We start from the raw sequence: 11,568 nt of genomic DNA on the forward strand, positions 1-11,568 counted from the left end.
ACAGGTCGAGTGGACGACGATGCGGGTTAGACATCTGAATCTGGTCGACTACAGAAACTACCGGTCGGTTGATGTCGCACTCGCTGGAGGCGCCAATCTCTTCGTGGGCAAAAACGGGCAGGGAAAAACCAATCTCGTCGAGGCATTGGGCTATCTGAGCACACTGGGCTCCCATCGGGTCTCCCAAGATCAAGCCCTCATTCGAAATGGGGCCGATGCGGCCATCATCCGGGCACGGCTTTCCCACGCCGAACGCGAGATCCTGGCCGAGGTGCAGATCAACAGGTCGACCCCGAACCGCGCCCAGATCAACAAAGGTGTGATCAAACCCAGAGAACTGCCGAGATATTTCTCCAGTGTGCTCTTTGCACCGGAGGATCTAGCCCTGGTCAGGGGAGAACCGGCGAACCGAAGACGATTCATCGACCAGTTGTTGATTCTGCGGGCGCCCAGGATGGCGGGGGTCATCGCCGACTACGAACGCGTTCTGAAGCAGCGCAATACCCTGCTGAAGTCTGCTCGATCATCCGGGCTCGCCGGAAACCAACTGAGCACACTCGAGATCTGGGATGAACGGCTGATCGAATTCGGCACGGTCATCATCACCGAGCGCAATTCCCTGGTGCGCGAGCTGAGGGAACCGATGCGCTCCTCCTACCGGGCGATCGTCGACGCCGACCACGGGCCCGATGTGACCATGGAGTTGACCGTCCCGGCCGATACGGACGACTTACAAACTACCTCGGACAATTTTCGCAACGCCTTGGCCTCTGTTCGACGAAACGAGATGGATCGGGGAATGACCTTGGTCGGCCCCCACCGGGATGACCTGCACTTCGAGCTCAACCAGCTGCCGGCCAAGGGGTATGCCAGCCACGGTGAGAGCTGGTCGTTCGCGCTCTCATTGAAACTCGCTTCTGCCGACCTTCTCAGGCGACGATCGACTGTCGGGGATCCGGTTCTCATCCTTGATGATGTCTTCGCGGAACTCGACGCGTTTCGCCGGGCGCGCCTGGCCGCAGCGATCGGCGATTATGAGCAGGTTCTGATCACCGCCGCAGTTTTCGAGGACATTCCGGAATCACTGCGTGCCCACACCGTGCACATCCATGCCGGAACAATCATCGACGGGCCCGTCGATGTCTGATCCTCGTGCGAGTGAATCGGTTCGGGTCTACCTGCGGTTCAAGAAGGTCTTCGGTGATGGAGCGTCACGTTCCTATGCGGCGAGGAAACGGGCCACGCGTGATCCGGGGGCGAGCGTTCCGTTCGGCACGGGTCGAGATCCGCATGGATTGAACGACGTCATTGGCGCCCTGACCAGTTCCATGGGCTGGAACTCGTCTCTTGCGCAGTCGGAACTGATGGATTCGTGGCCCGACGTGGCGGGCGAGGACACAGCCAGGCATTCGTCACCGGTCGGAATCACCGATGGGTTATTGACGGTGCAATGTGAGTCGACGGCCTGGGCGACCCAGTTGCGGCTCATGAGACACGTGATCCTCAACCACATCGTCGAGAGGTTCCCGGATGCGGGCATTGAATCGATTCGCTTTCAGGGGCCTGACGTACCCTCGTGGAAACGCGGTCCCAGATCAATTCCAGGCCGGGGCCCGCGCGATACTTACGGTTGAGTAGACAAAAGAGGTCACCCCATCGAAAAAGTCGCCTCAGAAGGCCGTTGACGCGGTTTTGTGGTGCGGGCTTTGCTAGAATGAGTAGTCGAGAATAATTCTGTCAGGAGCCCCGTCACCCAATGTCACTTGAATCGAATAATTATGTCCCCGATGGCGAATACGGTGCCAGTGCGATTCAAGTACTCGAAGGGTTGGAAGCGGTACGCAAACGACCGGGAATGTACATCGGGTCAACGGGTCCCAGGGGGTTGCACCACCTTGTGTACGAGGTGGTCGACAACTCCGTCGATGAGGCGTTGGCCGGCCACTGCGATCACATTGAGATCACCATCTGCCCCGACAACTCGATCCGAGTGGTCGACAATGGCCGGGGAATTCCGGTCGACATCGTTGAGAGTGAAGGCAAATCAGCCGTCGAGGTCGTACTGACGGTTTTGCACGCGGGCGGAAAGTTCGGCGGCGGCGGTTACGCAGTCTCCGGCGGATTGCACGGTGTCGGCGTCTCGGTGGTGAATGCCCTGTCCAGCCGCCTCGAGGTCGAGGTTCGGCGCAGGAACCATTACTGGCGTCAGAGTTATCGCGATGGTTTTCCCCAGGCACCGCTGGCCCAGGAAGAAGAGGCCGACAGCACAGGAACCATGGTGACCTTCTGGCCGAACCCGGATATCTTCGAAACGGTCGAATTCGACTATGAGACCCTGAGGTCGAGGTTCCAGCAGATGGCGTTCCTGAACAAGGGACTCACGTTGAAGATCACTGACGAGCGCGAACTCGATGACAACGGCGAGCACGCCAGCGACACCTACCTCTATGAACAGGGGCTGGTCGACTACGTCGAGTATCTCAACCGCACCAAGCGCGGCGATCTGGTGAACGAAGACATCATCTCGTTCGAGGCCGAAGACACCGAGCGCAAGATCTCGCTCGAAGTTGCGATGCAGTGGACCACCGGTTACAACGAGAGCGTTCATACCTACGCGAACACGATCAACACGCACGAGGGCGGCACCCACGAAGAGGGATTCCGTGCGGCACTCACCTCGCTGGTCAATCGCTATGCGCGGGACAAGAACATCTTGAAGGAGAAGGACGAGAACCTGTCCGGTGATGATGTTCGTGAAGGACTCACCGCCGTCATCTCGGTGAAACTGGCGGAACCGCAGTTCGAGGGTCAGACGAAGACCAAACTCGGCAACACCGAGGCGAAGGCATTCGTGCAGAGGGTCGCCGGCAGCCAGCTCGGCGACTGGTTCGACCGCAACCCCACGCAGGCCAGGGACATCATTCGCAAAGCCATCCAGGCATCCCAGGCGCGGATCGCGGCGCGCAAGGCCAGGGAGCAGACCAGGCGCAAGGGCTTGCTGGAGTCAGGGGGCATGCCCGGTAAGTTGAAGGACTGCCAGAGCAAGGACCCGAGCGTTTCTGAGATCTTCATCGTCGAGGGTGACTCGGCCGGCGGCTCAGCCGTGCAGGGCCGCAACCCGGAGACCCAGGCGATCCTTCCCCTGCGAGGCAAGATCCTGAACGTGGAAAAGGCCAGGCTCGACCGGGCCCTCGGCAACAACGAGGTGCAGGCGATGATCACCGCGTTCGGCGCGGGCATCGGCGAGGACTTCGCGCCCGACAAGGCCAGATACCACAAGATCATCCTGATGGCCGATGCCGATGTCGACGGGCAGCACATCACGACGCTGCTGTTGACGTTGCTGTTCCGGTACATGCGGCCGTTGATCGAACTCGGCTACGTGTACCTGGCCCAACCGCCGCTGTACCGCATCAAATGGAGCAACGCGGCCCACGAGTACGTCTACAGCGATGCCGAGCGTGATGCTGTGCTCGCTCACGGGCAGACAACGGGCAAGCGGGTGCCCAAGGACAACGGCATCCAGCGTTACAAGGGTCTGGGTGAGATGGATTACAAAGAATTGTGGGAGACCACGATGAATCCGGCTAGCCGCACCCTGTTGCAGGTGACGCTTGATGATGCGGCCGCCGCGGATGAGATCTTCTCCACCTTGATGGGTGAAGACGTCGAATCACGCAGAAACTTCATCCAACGCAACGCCAAGGATGTTCGTTTCCTCGACATCTGATGGATCCTGATCGCCGTGGGCATCGAGGACCGACGAGCGAGAAACCTGTCCGGGTGACCGGGCCCAAGCCAAGACACTCGGACAACTGAGAGACGAAACGACAACATTCATGGCAGACGACGAGAACACTCCAGACCAGCCGCAGGACACCGCGGGTGAGATCGAGACGATCACCACCGACACCGGGGTGATCGTTCTGAACCACGACAAGATCAAGCAGGTCGACCTGCAGCTGGAGATGCAGCGATCTTACCTCGACTACGCCATGAGCGTCATCGTGGGCCGTGCCCTCCCCGATGTGCGCGACGGACTGAAGCCGGTGCACCGCCGGGTGATCTACGCCATGTACGACGGCGGTTACCGCCCCGACAAGGCGTTCTCCAAGTGTGCGCGCGTCGTCGGCGACGTGATGGGGCAGTTCCACCCCCACGGTGATTCTTCGATCTACGATGCGCTGGTGCGTCTGGTGCAGCCGTGGAGTCTCAGGTACCCGCTCGCCCTGGGCCAAGGAAACTTCGGTTCTCCCGGAAACGACGGCGCAGCAGCCCCCCGGTACACCGAGACCAAGATGGCGCCGCTCGCGCTTGAAATGGTGCGCGACATCGACGAGGACACCGTCGACTTTCAGGACAACTACGACGGGCGCACCCTGGAGCCGGTGGTCACCCCCTCAAGGTTCCCCAACCTGCTGGTCAACGGATCCGTGGGAATCGCCGTTGGTATGGCCACAAACATCCCCCCACACAACCTTCGGGAAGTGGCATCCGGCGCCCAGTGGTACCTGGAGAATCCAGAGGCGAGCCGCGAAGAACTGCTCGACGCCCTGCTGCACCGCATCAAGGGCCCCGACTTCCCCACCGGTGCGCAGATTCTCGGCGTCAAGGGAATCCAGGACGCCTACCGCACCGGCCGCGGGTCGATCACCATGCGAGCGGTCGTCACCGTCGAAGAGTTGCAGGGACGCACCTGCCTGGTCGTCACCGAACTGCCCTACCAGGTCAACCCAGACAACCTTGCCACCCGGATCGCCGAACTGATCAAGGACGGAAAGCTGGGCGGCATCGCCGACCTCAGGGACGAGACATCCGGCCGCACCGGCCAGCGCCTGGTGATCGTGCTGAAGCGCGATGCGATCGCCAAGGTCGTGCTGAACAACCTGTACAAGTTCACCCAGCTGCAGGAGAACTTCGGGGCCAACATGTTGGCCATCGTCGACGGTGTTCCGCGTACCCTCCCGCTGGACGGCTTCATCACCCACTGGGTGGCACATCAGATCGATGTCATCGTCAGGCGCACGGCGTTCCGGCTCAAGCGTGCCGAAGAGGAAGCCCACATCCTGCGCGGCTACCTGAAGGCCCTGGATGCCCTCGACGAGGTGATCGCCCTGATTCGCCGCTCGGCGACTGTTGATGACGCCCGTGAGGGCCTGATGCAGCTACTCGACGTCGACCAGCTCCAGGCCAATGCAATCCTGTCGATGCAGTTGCGCCGTCTCGCGGCCCTCGAACGTCAGAAGATCATCGATCAGGCTGCTGAACTCGAGCGCCAGATCGCTGAATTCCAGGCGATCCTGGCCAGCCCACAGAGGCAGCGCGACATCGTCAGCACCGAACTGGCCGACATAGTCACCAAGTTCGGCGACGACAGGCGCAGCGAGATCATGTACGGCTTCAACGGCGACATGAGCGTCGAAGACCTGATCCCCGAAGAAGAGATGGTTGTCACCGTCACTCGGGGCGGGTACGTCAAGCGCACCCGCAGCGACAACTATCGCAGTCAGCACCGTGGCGGCAAGGGCGTGCGCGGCGCGACCCTTCGCGCCGACGACGTCGTGGAGCACTTCTTCGTCACCACGACCCACCACTGGCTGTTGTTCTTCACGAACACGGGCCGGGTCTACCGGGCCAAGACCTACGAACTGCAAGAAGCCGGCCGAGACGCCAAGGGCCAGCACGTCGCGAACCTGCTCGCTCTCGAGCCCGGTGAAGAAATCGCCCAGATCCTGGACATCCCTGACTATCAGGCGGCCACCTACCTGGCCCTGGCGACCCGTGACGGACTGGTCAAGAAGACCCTGCTGACCGAGTACGACACCAATCGTTCCGGGGGAATCATTGCCATTCGCCTGCGCGAGGGCGACGAATTGGTCAGTGCGCTGCTGGTCGACGAAGACTCGGACATCATGTTGTTCTCCCGCAAGGGAATGTCGATTCGGTTCACCGCATCGAACGAGGCTCTGCGGCCGATGGGGCGTTCCACCTCGGGAGTCATCGGAATGCATTTCCGTGGTGAGGATCAATTGCTGGATGCCGCTGTGGTCAGCGACAACGGATACGTCTTCGTCGTCACGGAAGGCGGGTACGCGAAGCGCACCGAGGTGTCCCAGTACCGAATCCAGAACCGGGGCGGCATCGGTATCAAGGTCGCCAAACTGGCCGAGGATCGCGGGGACCTGGTCGGCTCGCTGATCGTGGACGAAGATGATGAGATCCTGGTGGTGATGGCAGGTGGCAAGGTGGTACGTTCTGCAGTGTCTGAGGTGACAGGCACCGGTCGAAACACCATGGGTGTCATCTTCGCCCGTTTCGACGACGACGACCGGATCATCGCCGTGGCACGGAACGCGGAGCGCAACCTGGTATCAGAGGATGCCGACGCAGAACCAGACGCCTCGGCCAATGCAGATGCCGATACCGGCAATCTTCAGGAAAACTCTGATAAACAAGATGCTTCACCGGAAAGCGCAAGCGACAACCAGAAGGAAACACCCCTAGATGAGCAGTAGCGTCGCGGAGAAACTCGCCAAGAAGTCTGCCCGATCTGCGAACACCAAGCAGGTTCGGCTTCGGCTGGTGTACGTTGATTTCTGGTCCAGCCTGAAATTGTCCTTTCTGATCGCTTTGGCGCTGGCCGTCATGATGATTGTGGTCACCTTCTTGGTGCACACCGTACTGACGACGACTCACGTCTTCGACACCGTCGATTCGTTGATGGCGCAGTTGGCGGGCCAGGATGCTGAAGGGATCAGTCTCAAGGAGATACTCTCGCTGCAGACGGTGATGGGCTTCACCGTCGTCGTCGCCGTGCTGAACACGGTCGTGGTGACGGTGCTCGGTGCGGTCATCGCCCTGCTCTACAACCTGAGCGTGAAGATCACGGGCGGGCTCTTGCTCGGGTTCAGCAACAACTGATCGGTTCTCGATTGTGAGTAAGGGCAGGTTTTCCGGTAAGGTAAACCTGCCCATTCAGGGGCTATAGCTCAGGTGGTTAGAGCGCTTCACTGATAATGAAGAGGTCCCAGGTTCAAGTCCTGGTAGCCCCACAAGGGAACGTAAGAAGTTTTCTTTCCCCAATGGGGACGTAGCTCAATTGGCAGAGCACCGCCTTTGCAAGGCGGGGGTTAGGGGTTCGATTCCCCTCGTCTCCACAGATTGCAACGAACGAGGGCCCCGACATCCAGCGGATGTCGGGGCCCTCGTTCGTCTCTGTCTGCCGAATCAGGATTCACACGGTTCAGGGCGACTCGGGCTCGTCGTCCGCGATCCACAGTTCGTCGTCGGCGCGGAACGTCTGCCAGAGGGCGTACCCGACGCCGGCCAGTGCGGTGATGCCGACGATGATGCCGAGTACTCCGCCGACGCCCACATGCCGCTTCGGCTCGGGTACCGGAACCCGCGCCGCGCGCAGGGCCTCGGCTCCGCGTGACTTTGCGGTGCTCAGTGCCTTATCGAAGTTTCCACTCCTGGCCATGTCCACAACAGACAAAGTGGAGCCGATTACGGCGGCCACCGAGGGCAACACGTTGTCCACCAGCGCGTGACGGGCCGAACCGGCGACGTTACGGCCGAGTTCGACCGACCGGTCGACACGAGGGCGCACTTGATGGTCGATCACACCTTTCACTCGGGGTGAGACCTCTTCTTGAGCAAGCAACGACAATTGGCGTTTGGCCTCGCGCATGACTTCCCGGGACTGTTCCAGCACATCTTGCTGCTGCTGCCACAGATCGTCGGCATTGCCGCGCAGGCGCTTCAATTCCTTATTGCGCTTTCGTGATAAACCCACTGCGTCCTCCATCGATAGGGTAAAGAAGCGTTTCACCTCCATCTTGCCACGCATCCCCGTGAGCACAAATACTCAGGGGGCCACCAGCCGAAACTTCGTGATTGCCGCGAACACTGGCCAACCTCGGGCAACGACCCAGCCGGGGTGTGCGAGAATGAGTCTCATGTCTTTGCATACTGCAGTCGCAACCATTGAAACCACCGTCGGCGAGATCAAGGTCAACCTCTTCGGTAACCACGCCCCCAAGACGGTCAAGAACTTCGTCGGCCTCGCAACCGGGCAGATCGAATGGACCCACCCGGACACCGGGAAGACTTCGACCGACCCGCTCTACAACGGTGTCGTCTTTCACCGCATCATTCCGGGATTCATGATCCAGGGCGGCGACCCGCTCGGAACCGGCACCGGCGGCCCCGGCTACCAATTCGACGACGAAATCAACCCCGAGCTCAACTTCACCAAGCCCTACGTGTTCGCGATGGCCAACGCCGGCCTGCGTGGCGGGCGGGGGACCAACGGTTCCCAGTTCTTCATCACGGTCGGCCCGGCCGAGTGGCTCCAGGGCAAGCACACCATCTTCGGCATCGTCGAGGACGAGGCATCCCAGAAAGTGGTCGACAAGCTCGCCCAAGTGGCCACAGACGGCCGTGACCGCCCGCTCGAAGACGTCAAGATCATCTCTGTGACCGTCGAGAACGTCTAGCAAGTACTGATTCGGTGAGCTATCACCCGGTGAGCGGCGCGGAACAGCGTTCCGCGAACTTCTGTTACCGGCACCCGAACCGGCAGAGCTTCATTCTCTGCCAGCGCTGTGGACGCACGATCTGCCCGGAATGCCAGACCCAGGCGGCGGTGGGTGTGATCTGCCCGGAATGCATGCGTGAGCAGCGGGCGAGTGCGCCGCGCACCAAACCGGCGATCCTCACCCGGGTTGCCGGCGAGGGCAAACCGGTGGTCACGTATTCCATCATCGCGCTGTGCGTGTTCCTCTACATCCTTCAATGGATCCCCGGGCTGGGAGTGACGAACGCTCTCATCTACGCGCCCGCATTCTCCGACCCGAACAGTCCATACTCAGACGTCTCATTCCAGCCGTGGCGGATGATCACCGCGACCTTCCTGCATTCCACGGGCTTCATCTTCCACCTGCTGTTGAACATGTACATGCTGTGGATCTTCGGCCGGATTCTCGAGACGCTGTTGGGGCGCGGGCGCTACCTCGCCCTGTACCTGCTCAGCGGCCTCGGCGGTTCGGTGGCGGTGATGCTGCTGGCGCCGGTTGACCAGTTCGTTCTCGGTGCCTCAGGGGCCATCTTCGGCCTCGTGGGCGCATTCGTGGTGATTCAGCACCGCATGGGTGGCAATATGACCCAACTGCTGGTTCTGGTGGGTATCAACCTCGTGATCGGGTTCATCCCGAACCTCAACATCGCCTGGCAGGCCCACGTGGGCGGTCTGATGGTCGGCGCGCTGATCGGTTACATCTATTTGGAGACCCGAACCCCCAGTAATAAACGGATCCAGATCCTCGGCGTCTCCGCGGTCGCCGTGGTGTTGCTGCTGATCAGTTTCTCGAAGGCACTGTTCTAAGAGTTATCCACAGGTCTATCCACATTGGGGATAATTACAGCGGTGTAATTGTCGAAGGCCTCTAAGTTCTGGCGATCCCGCACGGGCCGGTTGTCGCATTCACTCGAAGCGGTGCTCAGCGCCACCGAGTGGTCATCAAGAATCCGACGAACGCGATCCCGAAGCCGACAAGAATGTTCCACGAACCGAGCGCGGGAACCGGATACTGGCTGTTGCTCACGTAGAAGACAATGATCCAGGCCAAGCCGACCAGCATGAATCCGAACATCACTGGTTTGAACCAGACGGCGTTGGGCTGATCGTGCTTGGAGCGCGCGGCCTCGTTGCGGTCGGGCTGGGGAGTCGTAGTTCGTGCCATGACATACGACTCTAGTCGGTTTCAGCTGAAGATCCTGACGGCAGCGACGCACCCCAACAGTTGAAGGGTCCCCGGCGGCGTGGAGACTGTGGAGAAATGCACATGGCGCCTCCCATAGACTTGCCCCTATGCATGTTCAGGAGCCGGGTATCCCTGCGCCGCGTGCCGATACTTCGGGGCGAGAATCACCACTCCAGCGCCCACGGCACACACGGCGACAGGTGAGTGTCGTTGGAGTACTCGGGGAACTCTTGATCACCGCCGGCGTGCTGGTTCTGCTGTTCCTCGGTTGGCAGTTGTGGTGGAACGACTTTATCGTTGCCGGCCAACAGCGCACCGATGCCACGGAACTCAGTCAGACCTGGACCAAGGACCACCCGGTGGCTCCGTCGAATACGGCGCAGCCGGAGGAGACGGAGAAGCCCGCGGATACGGCTGCTGACCCCGTCGTCGTCGAGCAGGCGAACCACGGCGACGACTTCGCCATCTTGTATGTACCGCGGTTCGCCGAGTATGAAAAGAACTATTCTCGGGTCATCACCGAAGGGGTCGACCACGTCGCGATTCTGAACGCCGGAAGGGTCGGACACTACCCGGACACCCAATTGCCGGGAGAAGCCGGCAATTTTGTTCTGGCGGCCCATCGCAGCGCCTACGGCGGTGGCATGCATTGGATCACCGACTTCCGGTTGGGCGACCGGATCTATGTCGAGACCGCGGACGGGTGGTACTCCTATGCGTTTCGGGACCTCGAGTTCGTGCCGGATACCCAGATCGACGTGCTTGCCCCTGTACCTCGCAATGGCGGCGTGACACCGACTGATTCAATCATCACCCTCACCAGTTGCAACCCTCTCTGGTCGACGGCAGAACGTGTGATCGCCTACGGCGTGTTCGATTCGTTCCGGCCGAGGGCCGCAGGTGCTCCCGCTGAGATCACGTCGGCTGTCGCCGCGCATGAGGAGAGCTGAAATGTATGGAGCAATCTGGCGCACCCTACCCGGACCGGTCTGGCTGCGCATCGCGCTGGTGTTGGTGCTCGTGGTCGCCGTGCTCGCCGTGTTGTCGACCTGGGTCTTTCCCTGGGTCGATTCCGTCATCAACGACCAGCAGGTGACGGTCGGCAACCAATGAGGCTGAGAACATGACCCGAGTACTTGTCATCGACAACTACGACAGTTTCGTCTACACCCTGAACGGCTATCTCGGCCAACTCGGTGCTGATACGCACGTCGTGCGCAACGACCAGATCGCCGAAGCCGACCTGGTCAGCATGCTGGCTGAATTCGATGGTGTTCTCCTCTCCCCGGGCCCCGGCACCCCGGAACAGGCGGGGATCTCCGTTCCGATGGTGCACGCGGCACTCGACTCGGGCACGCCGCTTTTCGGGGTGTGCCTCGGGCACCAGGCCATCGCCAGTGCGTTCGGCGCAACCGTGGCCGTTGCAGCCGAGCTGATGCACGGAAAGACCTCCGAAGTCACTCACGACGGCAGCGAGTTGTTCCTCGACGTTCCGACGAACTTCATCGCAACCCGGTACCACTCGCTGGCCGTAGTCGACGCCACAATGCCGGCGGTCCTGAGAGTGACGGCGCGAACTGACGACGGCGTGATCATGGGCCTGCAGCATCGGACGGCTCCGCTCTACGGGGTGCAGTTCCATCCCGAGTCGGTGCTCACCGAGGGTGGATACACCATGCTCGGCAACTGGCTCGAACGGGTTGGATGCGTGGGCGCGCGGGATAGGGCCCGCACCCTGCATCCGCTGGTGCGCCTGAACTGAGCGGTGTTGCTGAGCCGTGCACTTTGCTGGGCCGTGCAGTGT

The 11,568-nt window shown here is 61.0% G+C and carries 12 protein-coding genes and 2 tRNA genes; 12 read left to right on the forward strand and 2 right to left on the reverse strand.

Annotated elements, in window-relative coordinates:
- Window positions 1–19 precede the first annotated feature (19 nt).
- From recF to DL891_RS10075, 7 genes are all read left to right on the forward strand, one after another.
- On the forward strand, window positions 20–1,147 hold the full coding sequence (gene recF / locus DL891_RS10045; protein WP_111720289.1) for a DNA replication/repair protein RecF: 1,128 nt from the start codon (window positions 20–22) through the stop codon (window positions 1,145–1,147).
- Complete coding sequence (locus DL891_RS10050) at window positions 1,140–1,634, forward strand: DUF721 domain-containing protein (protein WP_232819104.1); 495 nt, start codon at window positions 1,140–1,142, stop codon at window positions 1,632–1,634. The genes recF and DL891_RS10050 overlap by 8 nt, the downstream gene beginning before the upstream one ends.
- A 122-nt stretch (window positions 1,635–1,756) precedes the next feature.
- Entirely contained in the window at window positions 1,757–3,730 is a 1,974-nt protein-coding gene (gyrB, locus tag DL891_RS10055) for a DNA topoisomerase (ATP-hydrolyzing) subunit B (RefSeq protein ID WP_111720291.1), read from the forward strand.
- 109 nt (window positions 3,731–3,839) lie between these two features.
- Window positions 3,840–6,515, forward strand: a complete 2,676-nt coding sequence (gyrA, locus tag DL891_RS10060; RefSeq protein ID WP_111720292.1) for a DNA gyrase subunit A — start codon at window positions 3,840–3,842, stop codon at window positions 6,513–6,515.
- The gene (locus DL891_RS10065) at window positions 6,505–6,921 is read left to right on the forward strand and encodes a DUF3566 domain-containing protein (RefSeq protein WP_111720293.1); all 417 of its coding nucleotides are present in this window, start codon (window positions 6,505–6,507) and stop codon (window positions 6,919–6,921) included. Before gyrA ends, DL891_RS10065 begins: the two co-directional genes overlap by 11 nt.
- A gap of 57 nt (window positions 6,922–6,978) precedes the next feature.
- A tRNA-Ile gene (locus tag DL891_RS10070) sits at window positions 6,979–7,052 on the forward strand.
- A gap of 32 nt (window positions 7,053–7,084) precedes the next feature.
- A tRNA-Ala gene (locus tag DL891_RS10075) sits at window positions 7,085–7,157 on the forward strand.
- An 86-nt stretch (window positions 7,158–7,243) separates the two neighbouring features.
- On the opposite strand, the gene DL891_RS10080 is transcribed toward DL891_RS10075, so the two are convergent.
- Window positions 7,244–7,795, reverse strand: a complete 552-nt coding sequence (locus tag DL891_RS10080; RefSeq protein WP_157962468.1) for a hypothetical protein — start codon at window positions 7,793–7,795, stop codon at window positions 7,244–7,246.
- 163 nt (window positions 7,796–7,958) lie between these two features.
- On the opposite strand from DL891_RS10080, the gene DL891_RS10085 reads away from it, so the two are divergent.
- Both DL891_RS10085 and DL891_RS10090 read left to right on the forward strand, forming a co-directional pair.
- The gene (locus tag DL891_RS10085; protein ID WP_111720295.1) at window positions 7,959–8,498 is read left to right on the forward strand and encodes a peptidylprolyl isomerase; all 540 of its coding nucleotides are present in this window, start codon (window positions 7,959–7,961) and stop codon (window positions 8,496–8,498) included.
- Between the two features lie 14 nt (window positions 8,499–8,512).
- Window positions 8,513–9,385, forward strand: coding sequence for a rhomboid family intramembrane serine protease (locus tag DL891_RS10090; protein ID WP_232819105.1), 873 nt, complete (start codon window positions 8,513–8,515; stop codon window positions 9,383–9,385).
- A gap of 115 nt (window positions 9,386–9,500) precedes the next feature.
- On the opposite strand, the gene DL891_RS10095 is transcribed toward DL891_RS10090, so the two are convergent.
- Window positions 9,501–9,743: a cell division protein CrgA gene (locus DL891_RS10095; protein ID WP_111720296.1), complete on the reverse strand. Its 243-nt coding sequence runs from the start codon at window positions 9,741–9,743 to the stop codon at window positions 9,501–9,503.
- A gap of 221 nt (window positions 9,744–9,964) precedes the next feature.
- Between DL891_RS10095 and DL891_RS10100 the strand changes: the two genes are divergently transcribed.
- The 3 genes from DL891_RS10100 to DL891_RS10105 are packed head-to-tail and all read left to right on the forward strand — an operon-like array spanning window position 9,965 to window position 11,526.
- On the forward strand, window positions 9,965–10,714 hold the full coding sequence (locus DL891_RS10100; protein WP_157962469.1) for a class E sortase: 750 nt from the start codon (window positions 9,965–9,967) through the stop codon (window positions 10,712–10,714).
- A 1-nt stretch (window position 10,715) separates the two neighbouring features.
- On the forward strand, window positions 10,716–10,877 hold the full coding sequence (locus tag DL891_RS17325) for a hypothetical protein (RefSeq protein WP_198668842.1): 162 nt from the start codon (window positions 10,716–10,718) through the stop codon (window positions 10,875–10,877).
- 10 nt (window positions 10,878–10,887) lie between these two features.
- Window positions 10,888–11,526, forward strand: a complete 639-nt coding sequence (locus DL891_RS10105) for an aminodeoxychorismate/anthranilate synthase component II (protein ID WP_111720298.1) — start codon at window positions 10,888–10,890, stop codon at window positions 11,524–11,526.
- The last annotated feature ends 42 nt before the right edge of the window (window positions 11,527–11,568 follow it).

Origin of the sequence: Homoserinimonas sp. OAct 916 (assembly GCF_003260275.1) — a bacterium.
Classification (GTDB): Bacteria; Actinomycetota; Actinomycetes; order Actinomycetales; family Microbacteriaceae; genus OACT-916.